A 13,813-nucleotide genomic window follows, 5' to 3' on the forward strand; every position below is an offset into this window, starting at 1 on the left:
ATGAGCGGTTTTATTTCAGGAAATACTATTCAAGGCTTGATTGATAAGGGAGAATTAGTGATTCGTCCTTTACTTGATTCATCTCAAGTAACTAATATAGGAGTAGATTTTAGATTAGGTTGTAATTTCTTAGTCTCAACACAAGGCAGAGAGGCATTTATAAATACGTCTTTAAATGATGAATTTGGAGAAGGACATCGTGACATCAAAATGTTTTTCCAAGAAACTAGGAGACAACTTGGGGAAACATTTATTCTTTATCCAAATCAAACGGTATTGGCAAGTAGCTTAGAGTACGTAAAACTTCCTAATGATTACCTTTTAACACTTTATATGCGAAGTTCATACTCAAGGTTAGGTTTGACTGTGTCAACTACTGTCCAGCCTGGGTACTGTGGGTGCTTATCGATTGAACTTACAAACAATAACAATAATCCAATAAATTTAACTGTAGGCGCCAGAATCTTTCAAGGTGTTTTCTTGATTTCAAATGAATCTTCAAACTACTTTGACAATAAGAGAAAATATATTTGTAGTGTTAGACCAGAGCCATCAGCAGCATTGAATGATGAGGATATTAGCGTGCTTGCTAAACTTTGGAAAAAGAAAAATAATAGATAGATTTTTTCCTTTAGTTCCCCAGATTCACAACGCGTTATTCATGAAAAAGCAAGAATCTAAAACATTGCGCTTGCGTATTCTGCTAAGTAGGGCATATTAAATTATTCAATTGCTAGCAGTAGCTTTTGAAAATACAGGTGTTCGAAAAGATTAACAATTCAAAGCCCCTTATCGATTTATTTTTTAAAGAATAAACTGTAATCCGTTCTTAAAAAAGCAAATCTGAAGTTCCTTCTTAAAAGATAAGCTTGTTATCTTTTAAGTCGTGTAATGACATAAACTAAAGAAGATATTCCTGTTTATTCTTCAATTACATACCCATCAACTTTCAATATTTGATGATGAACAAAATCTACTTTTGGTGCATTTTGCGTGTAATATGTAAACTTGATAGGAATTATCGGCTCTTTGCGATTTAAGACGTATTGCCATATTTCTTTTTCGATGACCTTAAGACCAAATTTGGCAAACTCGTCGTCAAATCCTTCTTCATTATATCTAGTCTTAAAATGACTTACCCAATCGGCAAACAGGGAGCCACTAACAATAATATTTGCATATCCCCCCCATTGTTCTCCATTTTCCTCGCTTACTGTATAATTATATTGTATTTGCCTGACATCTGCTTCGCCTTGTTTAAAGACAACATAATCTTGTATAGTAATTTGCATAACTTAAATTAGTACTACTTGAGCAGAAGTACAAGGCCAAGTAGTACTAATATATAAATTTATTTATCATTCATCTTTACGGCACTATGGTCAGCAACCACAAAGATTTTGTTGCAGCTCGATTTATTTAATGCAATGACAACCACAGCACTTTATAAAGTTTCCTCCCTATTAGTGTTTACTATGCTTATTTTTTACTTTAGATTGTTGTAATTCTTTAACCCTTTGTCTTGCCAATTCACTAGCTTGCTGCTTCTCCTTAGCCTCCCGCTGTGCAGCCGCCAAGTCCGCTGCTGCCGCTTCCAAACTATCCGCTTCGGCCATTGCTTTCTTTGGATCAGTCCGATAAGTAGTATCTGCCCATAGCGCTACATCAGCATGACTCTGTCTGACCATGAAAAACTTGTCAGCGCTCACTTTAAGCTTTTGGTTTTGAATCAGCATGGTAACAGCTATACCAACCGCAACAGCGGAACCCAATAGCAATATAGCTACCCCGCTCAATAGCCCTTTGCTCTTCAGATCCAGGTAATGCCTGACTGGTATCACCTTCGGAATGACATTGATTTTAGATTGTAATTCCTCCAGCTGCCTTTGAATTTGTTCAGCCGGGTATTGATTGGCTTTTTCACTAATAATAGCTTTAAGCTCCGCAAACTGCGGTGAGTAATCCGGAAACTTGATTTCCCGCTTTTCCAGCTCATTAACTTTTTTGATCAGGTTATCCTGTATTTCCTCTGTTATGCTTTTTTGTTCCTGGTTGCCCATGGTAAATTTCATTTTAGTCTGTTGATTCTTCTTCATTAGCGCGTGTTGGTCCGTGCTTGTTTAGTGCGCCGCCGGTTACGCCCGTTTATAGCTTCATCATCTATATCATCCGCTATACTAATGTCCAGTCCGTACTCGGGATATTCCGGATGATAATCTATTGATGCCGGTTGCTGCGCCGGTGCTTGCCCTCTTGCTGGTTCAGCAGGCTGTTTATCGTCGAAGTCTTTGATGATTTGCTTTAGCTCTGCCACCATGTTCTTGGTCCGTTCGTCAGCTTCCTGCTTCTCCTGTACCTGCCGCTCGATGGTTTTCGTCAGATTGCCATAGCTTAAGCTGCGGTCGATCTCTGAACCTTTAAACTGATAGCCATCTTTCGAAAAACTTATCCCTTGTACTTGGGTAGTGCCGCTTTTATACTTGAACAGCATATTAATGCCTTTAGCAGCCAGACGGGCTTTCAGTTCATCCAGGCTTTTGACCCTTTGGCTTTCTGCTTTGATTGTATCGAAAAGTGCATACTTAACCCTGTCAGCACCCTTCAGCTGCTGACGCTTCACGCTTTGCTTGCCCTCCGCCATAAAGAAACCATGTATTAAGGTGAGCTCTTTACAAACTTTTGCGCTCCTTCGACGCTGAAGGTTATCAGGTATGGTCTTGCCCTGGTTATCCACCCGGTTATAAATGATATGCAGATGCGGATGCTCCTTGTCATGATGCCGGACGATCAGCAACTGGGTATCCTGTATCTTCATTTTCTTGAAATACTCATAAGCTACAGATAGCATCAATTCGTCCGTAAGCTTCGGCAGGTCATTTGGGCTCCAGCTTAAGGCGATGTGTCCTACGGCTTGGCCCAACGCCGGATTCATTTTGCGCCCTATGTTGAAGTCTTGGGTGATATGCAAGACCTGGTCTGTGCGTATGCCTACAGCATCCAGGATCACTGCATCCTGCTTCAAGACGTTATACTGTACGCAGCCGCCGAAGCTTTTACCAGGCTTAGGTATTTTGGCCATCATGGGTAAAGAACGTATCGAGAAATTGACTGATCTTCGCCATTAGCGCCACGCCATCACGCGCCATACTAAGCAGGCCACCACCGTTGGCTACCTTGGTAAATTGGTTCAGGTTGTTGGCCATGCCGGATAGCTCTCTCATTCGAAGCCTTTCTTCCGGGCTCAGGCGTGCTATGACTTTAGCACTAACGGCGGCGGCCCTAAACCAGTCGCTGATTTTCATACCAGCTGATTTTGCTTTACTCTCGATCAGAAAATATTGCGTAGCACTCAGCCTGACGCGGATTGACTTTTCCATCTTTACCGCCTTGCGCGGTGCCCCGCCCCGATGTTTAGGACGGTTACTGGCCGGCTTATTAGGGTTACTTGGTGTTGTAGATTCCATAAAAATAAATTGATTAATGAGGTTGTAGATCATCACCCAAGGTGTTTCTCCTTTAGCGACCACCGGGAGCAAAAGGCAAGTTTGCCCCTTTGCCCGATACGGGCTTAGGGAAGTATTTGTAGAACAAATACACAAACTTGCTTCTTACTCACGGACAGACAGGTCGCCGTGGTGCATGCTGATATAGAGATATAGTGCAGGCCCAATTTTACCTGGCATTATCTTCCAACAGCTTCATGATGTCTTCATGTTTGTAGTAAAGCAGGCCGCCGATCTTGGTGTAATGAAGTGTGCCGTTCACCCGCAAGTTTTGCAACGTGCCCGGCGAAATATTGAGCAGCTTTCTGACTTCATAACTTTTAAGCCACGGCTTATTTTGGCCTATTGCTCCAGGCTTCATGAGCTGCCGGATCTCCGTCAGCATTTCTGTTTTAAATACTTTTAAATCGTCTTTGGTAATTAATTCATTCGCTTGCATAATTCATATCCTCCTTGTTTTTGAGACATGCTGCGAAGAAGCAAAAAAATAGGGCGCTGCGGTGACCTCCGAAAATTTTGAGGTTAAAATATGAGTATCAAAAGCAATGTAAATGAGCTATTTAAGCATTAGACTGCAAACTATTGCAAACAGCCCAAAAGTATATGGCTGCTGTGAATTTGAGGCTTATAAGCCCCTTTTCTTACCGGGAGAGATGGTGAAAAGCTGGTCCTTTTTGGGAATTTCCTTGTACTTGGTTAAGTCAGCACTGTTATCCGGCGGGAAATAACGCTTGATGCTCTCAAAGCTTATCTCCTTACCTTCAATTCTAAAATACTTGGAAATCATTTTGCTCCAGATATTCAGTGTAGTCGCGTTAACGAGTTCCTTACCATCCTCTAGTTTCAAATCGCGTATCTGTAGCAAAAGATGATAAAGTGTTCTTTGCCTTCCCTCCCTAATGTCGATGTAATCTTTGGTTTCCAGTTCCCGAAGTTTCTTGTTTTCTTCTTTGAGCTTTTTGTTCTCTGATAGGAGTTTGCTGATTTCTTCTAACTGACGCTTTATGGTTTCCTGTTCAGTGGATTGTATAAACCACTGATCTATGGTATTTAGGTAATCCAAGAATTCTTGCAACTGCAAACGGTTATTGCGTTCCTGTGCATGCTTCGAGGTGTAGCGGTTTTTGCTGACCAGCGCGGTGATCGCATCGGTGATGATTTGCTTGACGTGAACAAAGAATTCCTGTTCAACGGCATCAGGATACTTATTCAGAAAGAATTCCAAGTGATGCTGATAGAAAGACTGATATTCATCCTGACTTTTCTTGTACAGGCGATAAAGAAAATGATTATCTTCATTACCTTTCTTCCATGGCAATGGGAAGCCTACATCATTAGTTTGATTATTAAAGTCAAAGACTTTTCGATGTTTGAAATAATGCTTTCTCATTACTGATAGATACAATGTAAATTTAATCGAATTTATAGTAACGACTAAGTGCTTATTCAGAGCTATTAGACGTTAAAAATGCGCGTACATTTAAATAAAAAAATATTGCAGCTCAAGAGAAGTAAACTTCAAATTTTTATCGTTTTATTTTAAATTTTAGTTGCTTTATTATAAATACGTTTTATATTTGCTTTAACCTGGCAAATATGAAAACAACCGGCGCTAACCGCATCATCACCTGTATCTGGATACTTATCGGCTTATCAGCACTAAAATCTACCTATACATTAGTGAATAGCGCACTCACCTATCGCTTAAACCCTTTTATTTTTTGGCTATCTTTTCTAAACCTTGTCAGTGCCCTTATTTTGCTGAACATGAGTTTTTACATGCGCAAAATGGTAAGATCATATACCGTGAGCAACCAATGGCAAGAGGCCAATTACGCTAAAATGAAATCTGTGGGGTACTGGGCCATAATATTGGTTCTGATCCAAACTTTTTACAGAATAGGTTATGATTGCGTTTGGGTACTGGTATCTAAAAGCCCTGTAAAAATTAATATGCTTTACCTTTTTAAACGCTTTTGTTCCATCATTTTAACAGAATCGCCGGTGTTGTGGGTACTGGCGCTCAGCATTTTCTTGTTTGCCGAACTGTTAAAAATGGCCCATGAGGTAAAAGCAGAAAACGAAGCATTTATATAATATGCCAATCATCATCAACCTGGATGTGATGCTGGCCCGGCGCAAAATGTCGTTAACGGAACTGGCACAAAAAGTTGACCTTACTATTGTTAACCTTTCGATCTTAAAAACAGGCAAAGCCAAGGGCGTACGTTTTGACACCCTGGAGGCTATTTGCAAGGCACTAGACTGTAAGCCCGGCGATATCATTGATATAGAATAAACCGAATTCTTTATGAAAAACCTTAAACTGACCATGGCATTTTTGTGCCTTTTAGCCACTGCTTTGTGCAAAGCGCAACCCAACGCTCCAGCCCATATGGCGGCGGCGGCTATACCGTTTAACCAGCAAAGCCTGGAAAATACCTACCTGCTTGGCCGGGTATGGGGCCTGCTTAAATATTTCCACCCCGCGGTTGCCACAGGACAAGATGACTGGGATGCTGAACTGTTTAAAAAGTTAGCCCTGGTTAATTGCAGTAACCAGGCATTTAACGAAGACCTTTCCCGTTGGATCACTTCTTTAGGCCCCACAGTACCCTGCCGTTCTTGCCAGCCGACCATTACCGATAGCTTGCTTGCCCGTAACCGCTGGATAACCAACACCTCGTTTACTAAAGAAACCAGCTCCCTGCTACGCCAGGTAATTATGAACCGCAACACCGGGAAAAACAAGTATGTGCGTATGATCAGCTTTTTTCAAAACCCCGATTTTGGTACCGAAAACGCTTACCGCACGCTAAAAGATATAGATGTAAATTACCGCCTGCTATGCTTGTTCCGTTTCTGGAACATGGTAGCGTATTACTTTCCTTATAAAGACCTGATTGGCGAGGATTGGGATAACGCCCTTAAGGCAATGATTCCTGAATTTATAAACGCCCAAACCCCGCTGGCTTATAAACTTGCCGCCTGGCGGATGATTGACCGTATACACGATACCCACGCCAATTTATACAGTAATTACAGCGACCAGGAAATGCTGAACTTTATGGGCGGCCCCAGGCAGTTGCCGGTTATTATTCTCCGTGTAGAAGACCAATACGTTGTAGCGGGCCTGCGTGACAGCATTAATTATCCGCAGTTGCAGCTGGGCGACGTTATTTTAAAAATTGACGGCCAAAGCGTAACCGAACGTGCCGAAAAACTAATGCCGTATGCCTGTGCGTCAAATCAAATTACAGCTTACCGCAATGTTGGCTTGAACCTGCTCCGCAGTAAACAAGATACCATCCATTTGCAGATTGTTCGTAAAGGAAAGCTGATCGACCTGCATGTGCCAAGTTTAAACAACCAGGAGTTTGGGCAAATGGTATTGCAGGCGGCCGCAAGGGCAGAAAAACAACTTCCCTATCGCCTGCTCAACCCGCAAGTGGGGTATGTAAGGTTTGATATGACCCATAGCAATTTTGTTAAAGAAATGTTTGATAGTTTTAAAGCAACTAAAGGAATGGTTGTAGATCTGCGCAATTATCCGGCGGTATCGGTAAATCACCTTTTACGCAAGTACCTCAACGAGCGCCCCGTAACCTTTGCCAAATTTAAATACACCGATACCAGCCACCCCAGCTTGTTTATTAACGAAAAGGAACAAACCTTCGGCGCCATCAATAAAAAACCTTATCAGGGCAAAGTAGTGGTATTGGTCAATGAACAATCGCAAAGCAATGCCGAATTTGTGGCCATGGCGCTGCGGGCCTGTAAGCGGGTAGTTATTATGGGCAGCCAAACCGCCGGTGCCGACGGAAATATTTCGCGGATTAACCTTCCCGGCGGCCTGTACACGTATTTTTCGGGCATAGGCGTTTATTACCCCGACGGTAGCGGCACCCAACGTATAGGCATTGTACCCGACATGGAAGTAAAACCTACTCTAAAAGGCTTAAGCGAAGGCCGCGATGAATTATTAGAAAAAGCAATGACTTGGCTTGCAAACTAATACAAAAAGGGCTATTTGTTAAATCAAACAACCCTTCGTATTAAGACATATATACCTACTATTGATTTTTATATGTGGATAAATACTGCGAATTCTCCTTCTCCAGTTGCGGTGCCAAACAATCACCTGCACGTTATTCATTCCTGACAACTGCGTTGTTTTAGTAGTCGTACTACGTTTGTTAGCAGGTTGTGAGGGTTTATTTTGATCAGCCATTACTTAAACTTCTAATCTTCTATTAATTTTCGATTTAACATCAAAGGCTTTTCAAGTTTAAGATATAAGATGCCTCTAATGCCTTATATACTTTGTTTTGATATGGTTCTGTAAGCTTGTATTAAATACGGTAATCTTTATAGTACTTACCTGGTTGTAATAAATAGGCTACTTCAATTGGGAAATGTCAGTTTTATAATGAATACTATTAATATGATTACTGACGTTAAAAATCGGGCTTATATCCTATCCTTTTCCGCTCTTGCGAATGATCATTTTTTTCGATTAACTCATCAAGGTATCTGAAGACGATCTCCATATTTTTATCTTGGTTGTCAAGTTTCTTTTTGATTGTATCTATCTCTGTACGTAATTCTAAATTGTCCAGAAACATTTTACGGATACGGGTAAATATTCGCATAACCTGAATGTTTACCATTATCGCTTGCTTACTGTTTAATACACTTGAAAGCATAAGCACGCCATGTTCAGTAAACACATAAGGAAGCTTTCGTCTGCCGCCGCGTTTTGATGTCGCAAATTGCGACATCAAACTACCAAACTCAGCTTCGTTTAATCTGAACATGAAGTCATCAGGGAACCTGTCTGCGTTTCTTGCTACCTGTTCATTTAACCGGCGCGTTTCAACACCATAAAGTTCGGCAAGGTCACTGTCAAGCATTACTTTTTGATCTCTGATGAGATATATTTTGCTCATCAGTGTTTCATCAGGAATCAAGGTATTTTCCATTATAGTTAGATTAAGATGTAAAGTGTTGACTGTCTATTATCATATTGCCCATCAGAGACCTCCTTGAAAATTCAAATTGTTATCTAACGGCTCCGAATATTTTCTTTCTTATTCTGGCTGAACTTCTAAGCGCTTTTTGAGCCGTTTCATATCCTTGCTCAGTTTGGTTTCTACCACTCTCGCATAAATTTGAGTAGTGCTTATTTTAGTGTGACCTAATAGCTTGCTTACTGATTCAATAGGAACGCCATTGGATAAGGTTATGGTTGTAGCGAACGTATGCCGTGCGACATGAAAAGTAAGCACCTGCTTTATGTTACAGACGTCTGCAATTTCTTTCAAATAAGAATTAAGCTTCTGATGACTTAAAGTAGGCAGGAGTTTACCCTCGGCAAGCACTTGCGGGTCGCCCTCATATCTTTCAATAATTGCTAACGCCTGAGGTAACAAAGGGATTTTAACAGATGTGTCTGTCTTCTGCCGGCGGGTGACGAGCCAAAACAAACCGTTTTCTTTCTCCACCACGTTATCCGGCGTTAACTGGCATACATCAATATAAGCCAGACCGGTGTAACAGCTGAAAATAAACAGATCCTTAACAATTGATAATCGTGCTATATTAAACTCCTTCTTCTCGATCCGCTTCAGTTCCTTAGGAGTGAGACATGGCCTTTCTGTTTTCTGAAATTTGAGCTGATAAGCCTGGAATGGATTTTTAGGTAACCAATCCAACTTTACGGCTAAGTTTACCATTTTGCACAGCCGCTCCAGGTGCTTCATCACACCATTATTTCCAAGTTCTCTTTGCCTAACCTCGGGTTGTCTGTTGCGAAGGTAATGCTCAAATTCTATGATAAACTGATAATTAAGCTCCGAAAGATATTTGTCAGTGGTTTTGAAATGTATATTTAAAAACTCCTTAATATATTTTTGAGTCGTATAATAATTTTTCATCGTTCCTACTTCAAGTACCTTTGATTGATCTGCGTTATGGAATTCTATGAGCTTACATAGCGTATATTCTATCTTGTCCTGGCCTGTAAACCTATTCTTTACCAGTGTAGCTGTAATTAGCTTCTGTTGAAGAAAAAGCTCCTGGTAGCTTTCCACTATTCCAGACCGGTATTGCTCTAAATAATTATTGAGGTTCGTCACTTCCTGCTTGCTCCCCTTGGCCATACCCCTACTTGCATTCCAGTTAGCCGGATCAATAGACCTTTTAACTGACAAGTCGGTACGGTGGCCGTTTACCGTGATCCGTACATAAATTGGTACTTTACCATCTGTAGTAGCTTTGTATTTCCTTAAATAAAAAATTACTCCGAAGGTGTTGCTTTGCGTTTTCATATCTGTCAATTCTAGTTTTCAAATAGCTTTAAATTGACCGGGCAAAAAGTGCCCTATTGAAATCAAGGTAATCCAACCCCTTCAAAAGGCACTAAAACCCGTCAAAATAAATGAAGTATCAAATTGACTATCAGCACTTTAATACCCTATTTGTGCCCCTAATATAAATATTGTATTTGGGGCACCCAATAGGGCACCTTTGGTTTGATATAACTTAAATGAATTGGGCTGGAATAAAATAAAAAAGCCCTTAAATCATTGATTTAAAGGCTTTTTGATGGCTTTTGACCACTAAAATGTCGGGATGGCAGGATTTGAACCTACGACCTCCAGCACCCCATGCTGGCGCGATACCGGGCTACGCTACATCCCGAAGATAATCAAAGTAACTGCTCTGGCAAGAGCAGGAACAAATATAAAGATGTTACTGAAAAGTTAAAAAAAATTATTTAGAAGCCTTACTACCTTTTTAAGGCTTTTGTTCATCTCCCACAATTAAAGTATCATTTTTTTTCACTCTATTAAACACAAACCATTAAATAACAACACATTCGTAATAGTTGTAATTAATTATACTTGGTGTTTATTATACAATTAGCTTCTGTATTTTTCGTTTCACTTTATAATTAGCTACATTAGTGTTTGGATATGGCATCATCAGATAATTACGCTTTGCTGATTGATAAGGTGAATACCTTTATTCGCAGGTATTATTTGAACAACTTGCTGCGCGGACTCATTTTTTTAGGAGCCGGCTTGTTGTCTGCCTACATTATGCTGGTATTTTCCGAACATTATGGCAATTTCGGTATTCGTCTGCGCACAATTCTGTTTTATACTTTCATCTTATTAAACCTGTGTTTGCTCAGTTGGCTGGTCATTCCGTCTTTTCTGGCTTATTTTAAGCTAAGTAAAACACTTACGCACGATGAAGCTGCTGAAATTATAGGTCAGCATTTTGGTGATGTGAAAGACAAATTGCTCAACACTTTGCAACTCAAAAAACTGGCCGATAGCCATGACCAGCACCGCCATTTAATTGAAGCCAGTATTAACCAAAAAATAAGCGAATTGCACCCGGTCAGCTTTCCGTCGGCTATTAACTTGCAAGAAAACAGGCGCTATTTGAAGTGGGTAATTCCACCAGCGGCTATCATTGCTGTAGTAGCTTTGGCTGCGCCATCTATTTTGGTAGATAGCACTAAACGGCTCATCCATCATAACCAGTATTATGCGCCGGCTGCACCGTTTAAGTTTGTGGTTGTCAACAACCACTTGTCGGCCATTCAAGGACAGGACTTAAAGCTGGACATCAAACTGGAAGGTAACCAACTGCCAGCAGATGTATATCTGGAAACGGGCAGCAATACTTTTAAGCTGGACAAGGATAACCTAACCCGCTTTCATTACCTGTTTAGTAATTTGCAGCAAAATACCGAGTTTCGGATCACAGCTAATGGCTATTACTCGGAGCCATATCATATACAGGTAAACGTTAAACCGGCACTGCTTCATTTTGATGTAACGCTAAATTACCCGGCCTATTTGCACAAAAAAAGCGAACAACTCAACAACGCTGGCGATTTAACGCTGCCGGCCGGCACCAGCGTAACCTGGCAGCTGCATACACAACATGCCAGCAATGTTAACTTTGCTATTAACAACGTACAAAAGCAGTTGGCCCCGGCCGAGGAAGATTTATTTAAACATACAGAACGCATTAACCAAAACACTACTTACAACCTGCAGCCATTAACACCTGCTGCCGGAACCGGCGATGCGGCCAATTACCGCATTAATGTAATAGCCGATGAAATGCCGGCCATTAACGTACAAGAAAAGCAGGATTCGGTAAGCAGTAAGGCATTGTATTTTACGGGTGATATTCATGATGATCATGGATTTTCGTCGTTAACATTTCACTATACTGTAGGTTCGGGCAATCGTAGTAAAGCATTCGTAAGGCACGTTAATGCAAATTTGGGGCAAACGCAATCAGCATTCTTTTATTTCTGGAACCTTAAAGATTTGAATGTTGCTCCCGGCGACCAGGTAAGCTATTATTTTGAGGTTGCTGATAATGACGGCGTTTCGGGGCCTAAAAAAGTACGGTCTTCTGAGCGCACTTTGCAGGTGCCTACTGAAAAGCAGGTGAACGAGCAATTAAACGCTGGCACCCAGGTAGTTAAGCAAAAAATGCAGTCGGCCATAAAATTGGCCGGTCAGTTAGAGCGCGAGGCACAAAAGCTAAATCAGTTATTGCTCAATAAAAATCAGCTAAGCTTTGATGAAAAAAAGCAGGTTGAAGATTTATTGAAAAAGCGGGCGGAACTGAACAACCTGGTAAAAGAAATACAAGAAGAAAATAAAAAGAACTTATACAACCGCCAGGAAAACCAGCAGCAAAGCCAAGAACTGCAGCAAAAGCAGAAAGAAATGGAAGACCTGTTTAAGAACATAATGGACGAAAAAACGCAGGACTTATTAAAACGCCTACAGGATTTGTTGCAAAACGAACAAAAAGAAGGTACCCGCAGCGAGCTGTCCAAAATGCAGAACGATAACAAGTCTTTAAAAAAGGAGCTTGACCGTATGTTGGAACTGTATAAAAAACTGGATTTTGAACAAAAACTCAATCAAAATATCAACCAGTTGAACAAATTGGCCGATGAACAGCAAAAACTTTCTGAACAAACCCAGCAACCCGGCGCCAACCAGCAACAATTGCAGCAACAACAGGACAAGCTAAAGCAAGATTTCGAAGACGTTAAGAAAAACTTAAACGATTTACAAAAAAGCAACGAACAGTTGGAACGCAAAACCAACTTTGAAAAGCCGGAGCAGGAACAAAAAGCTGCCGAACAGGAGATGAACAATAGCAGTAATGAACTGCAAAAAAACAATCGCAACAAGGCATCACAAGCACAGCAGCGGGCCGCTCAGCAAATGCAAAAAATGGCTGCCAAAATGCAAAAAGATAGCCAGGAAGGTGAAGAGAGCGAAACCCAGGTAGATGCTCAGCAATTACGAGAATTGCTAAAAGTACTGGTCAATAGCTCGTTTGAGCAAGAAAAGGTTATGCAAAATTTGCGCGGCATGAACCCGAATGATCCGAGCTACATCAGCATGGCGCAAAAACAAAAAGATATAAAAGATAATCTTAAAACGGCAGAAGATACGTTATATTCTTTGAGCAGACGTATTCCGCAAATACAATCTACCGTAAACAAGGAAGTAAAGGGCATAAACGACAATATTGACAAGGCGCTAGAAAGCCTGGGCGACCGCCGTACGGCCGAAGCCAACCGAAATCAACAGTATGCCATGACCTCGATGAATAATTTGGCACTGCTATTGAACGAAGCTTTAGAACATTTACAAGATGCCATGAGCAGTGGGAAGGGCAAGAGCGGAAAACAGCAGCAATCATTACAGCAACTGAGTCAGATGCAACAGCAGCTGAATCAGAATATGCAAAAAATGAGGCAGCAATTGCAGCAACAGGGCAACCAGGGCCAAAGTGCCAAAGGGCAAGGCCAACAAGGCAACAATGTGAGCGAACAACTTGCCCGCATGGCCAGGCAGCAACAAACAATACGGCAGCAGTTGCAAAAGCTAAATCAAGACAATAATGAAGATGGCACAGGCAAGCTGGGTAATTTGGATAAAATATCCAAAGAAATGGAACAAACCGAAAACGATCTCGTAAACAAGCGCATTACCGATGAATCGATAAAAAGGCAGCAGCAAATACAAATGCGGTTGCTGGAAGCAGAGAAGGCAGAACGGGAAAGAGAGGAAGACAAACAGCGCCAAAGCCAGGCCGGTAAAAATTTGCCACCGGGTTATATAAAGGCATTACAAAACTATCAGCAGCAAAAGGTTAAGCAAACCGAACAAATACAAACGGTACCGCCAGCGCTGAATTTTTACTATAAACAGAAAATAAAACGTTATTTTGACCAACTCAATGCAAGATAA

General features: G+C 41.1%; 13 protein-coding genes and 1 tRNA gene. 5 read left to right on the top strand and 9 right to left on the bottom strand.

Annotation, left to right across the window (positions count from 1 at the left end):
- The gene (gene dcd / locus GPM24_RS05380) at positions 1-621 is read left to right on the top strand and encodes a dCTP deaminase (protein ID WP_158825695.1); all 621 of its coding nucleotides are present in this window, start codon (positions 1-3) and stop codon (positions 619-621) included.
- 299 nt (positions 622-920) lie between these two features.
- On the opposite strand, the gene GPM24_RS05385 is transcribed toward dcd, so the two are convergent.
- The 6 genes from GPM24_RS05385 to GPM24_RS05410 form a co-directional block, all read right to left on the bottom strand.
- On the bottom strand, positions 921-1,292 hold the full coding sequence (locus tag GPM24_RS05385; protein WP_158825696.1) for a hypothetical protein: 372 nt from the start codon (positions 1,290-1,292) through the stop codon (positions 921-923).
- Positions 1,293-1,463: 171 nt separating this feature from the next.
- Positions 1,464-2,096, bottom strand: a complete 633-nt coding sequence (locus GPM24_RS05390) for a hypothetical protein (RefSeq protein ID WP_158825697.1) — start codon at positions 2,094-2,096, stop codon at positions 1,464-1,466.
- Positions 2,096-3,082 carry a relaxase/mobilization nuclease domain-containing protein gene (locus GPM24_RS05395; RefSeq protein ID WP_158825698.1) on the bottom strand — a complete coding sequence of 329 codons (987 nt, stop codon included), beginning with the start codon at positions 3,080-3,082 and terminating at the stop codon, positions 2,096-2,098. Before GPM24_RS05395 ends, GPM24_RS05390 begins: the two co-directional genes overlap by 1 nt.
- Positions 3,063-3,497 (bottom strand): MobC family plasmid mobilization relaxosome protein, encoded by a 435-nt coding sequence (locus GPM24_RS05400; RefSeq protein ID WP_158825699.1) that lies wholly within the window; start codon positions 3,495-3,497, stop codon positions 3,063-3,065. Before GPM24_RS05400 ends, GPM24_RS05395 begins: the two co-directional genes overlap by 20 nt.
- A gap of 175 nt (positions 3,498-3,672) precedes the next feature.
- Positions 3,673-3,942: a helix-turn-helix domain-containing protein gene (locus tag GPM24_RS05405; RefSeq protein ID WP_158825700.1), complete on the bottom strand. Its 270-nt coding sequence runs from the start codon at positions 3,940-3,942 to the stop codon at positions 3,673-3,675.
- A gap of 186 nt (positions 3,943-4,128) precedes the next feature.
- Complete coding sequence (locus GPM24_RS05410; RefSeq protein ID WP_158825701.1) at positions 4,129-4,893, bottom strand: hypothetical protein; 765 nt, start codon at positions 4,891-4,893, stop codon at positions 4,129-4,131.
- 206 nt (positions 4,894-5,099) lie between these two features.
- On the opposite strand from GPM24_RS05410, the gene GPM24_RS05415 reads away from it, so the two are divergent.
- From GPM24_RS05415 to GPM24_RS05425, 3 genes are read left to right on the top strand one after another with little or no spacing between them, the layout of a single operon-like run.
- On the top strand, positions 5,100-5,600 hold the full coding sequence (locus tag GPM24_RS05415) for a hypothetical protein (RefSeq protein WP_158825702.1): 501 nt from the start codon (positions 5,100-5,102) through the stop codon (positions 5,598-5,600).
- Between the two features lies 1 nt (position 5,601).
- The gene (locus tag GPM24_RS05420) at positions 5,602-5,802 is read left to right on the top strand and encodes a helix-turn-helix domain-containing protein (RefSeq protein WP_158825703.1); all 201 of its coding nucleotides are present in this window, start codon (positions 5,602-5,604) and stop codon (positions 5,800-5,802) included.
- 12 nt (positions 5,803-5,814) lie between these two features.
- Entirely contained in the window at positions 5,815-7,518 is a 1,704-nt protein-coding gene (locus tag GPM24_RS05425) for a S41 family peptidase (RefSeq protein WP_158825704.1), read from the top strand.
- 442 nt (positions 7,519-7,960) lie between these two features.
- On the opposite strand, the gene GPM24_RS05430 is transcribed toward GPM24_RS05425, so the two are convergent.
- The 3 genes from GPM24_RS05430 to GPM24_RS05440 all read right to left on the bottom strand — a co-directional run bounded on the left by GPM24_RS05430 (position 7,961) and on the right by GPM24_RS05440 (position 10,205).
- Positions 7,961-8,485 carry an ORF6N domain-containing protein gene (locus GPM24_RS05430; RefSeq protein WP_158825705.1) on the bottom strand — a complete coding sequence of 175 codons (525 nt, stop codon included), beginning with the start codon at positions 8,483-8,485 and terminating at the stop codon, positions 7,961-7,963.
- Between the two features lie 108 nt (positions 8,486-8,593).
- Complete coding sequence (locus tag GPM24_RS05435) at positions 8,594-9,832, bottom strand: site-specific integrase (RefSeq protein ID WP_158825706.1); 1,239 nt, start codon at positions 9,830-9,832, stop codon at positions 8,594-8,596.
- Positions 9,833-10,131: 299 nt separating this feature from the next.
- A tRNA-Pro gene (locus GPM24_RS05440) sits at positions 10,132-10,205 on the bottom strand.
- Positions 10,206-10,480: 275 nt separating this feature from the next.
- On the opposite strand from GPM24_RS05440, the gene GPM24_RS05445 reads away from it, so the two are divergent.
- A complete protein-coding gene (locus tag GPM24_RS05445; RefSeq protein WP_158825707.1) occupies positions 10,481-13,813 on the top strand; it encodes a DUF4175 family protein in 3,333 nt (1,110 codons plus the stop codon).

Origin of the sequence: Mucilaginibacter lacusdianchii, from assembly GCF_009770985.1 — a bacterium.
Classification (GTDB): Bacteria; Bacteroidota; Bacteroidia; order Sphingobacteriales; family Sphingobacteriaceae; genus Mucilaginibacter; species Mucilaginibacter lacusdianchii.

Excerpts from the sequence above, each read along its gene's own strand:
- dcd (WP_158825695.1), top strand. The coding sequence starts at position 1 with ATGAGCGGTTTTATTTCAGGAAATACTATTCAAGGCTTGATTGATAAG.
- GPM24_RS05385 (WP_158825696.1), bottom strand. The coding sequence starts at position 1,292 with ATGCAAATTACTATACAAGATTATGTTGTCTTTAAACAAGGCGAAGCA.
- GPM24_RS05390 (WP_158825697.1), bottom strand. The coding sequence starts at position 2,096 with ATGAAGAAGAATCAACAGACTAAAATGAAATTTACCATGGGCAACCAG.
- GPM24_RS05395 (WP_158825698.1), bottom strand. The coding sequence starts at position 3,082 with ATGATGGCCAAAATACCTAAGCCTGGTAAAAGCTTCGGCGGCTGCGTA.
- GPM24_RS05400 (WP_158825699.1), bottom strand. The coding sequence starts at position 3,497 with ATGATCTACAACCTCATTAATCAATTTATTTTTATGGAATCTACAACA.
- GPM24_RS05405 (WP_158825700.1), bottom strand. The coding sequence starts at position 3,942 with ATGCAAGCGAATGAATTAATTACCAAAGACGATTTAAAAGTATTTAAA.
- GPM24_RS05410 (WP_158825701.1), bottom strand. The coding sequence starts at position 4,893 with ATGAGAAAGCATTATTTCAAACATCGAAAAGTCTTTGACTTTAATAAT.
- GPM24_RS05415 (WP_158825702.1), top strand. The coding sequence starts at position 5,100 with ATGAAAACAACCGGCGCTAACCGCATCATCACCTGTATCTGGATACTT.
- GPM24_RS05420 (WP_158825703.1), top strand. The coding sequence starts at position 5,602 with ATGCCAATCATCATCAACCTGGATGTGATGCTGGCCCGGCGCAAAATG.
- GPM24_RS05425 (WP_158825704.1), top strand. The coding sequence starts at position 5,815 with ATGAAAAACCTTAAACTGACCATGGCATTTTTGTGCCTTTTAGCCACT.
- GPM24_RS05430 (WP_158825705.1), bottom strand. The coding sequence starts at position 8,485 with ATGGAAAATACCTTGATTCCTGATGAAACACTGATGAGCAAAATATAT.
- GPM24_RS05435 (WP_158825706.1), bottom strand. The coding sequence starts at position 9,832 with ATGAAAACGCAAAGCAACACCTTCGGAGTAATTTTTTATTTAAGGAAA.
- GPM24_RS05445 (WP_158825707.1), top strand. The coding sequence starts at position 10,481 with ATGGCATCATCAGATAATTACGCTTTGCTGATTGATAAGGTGAATACC.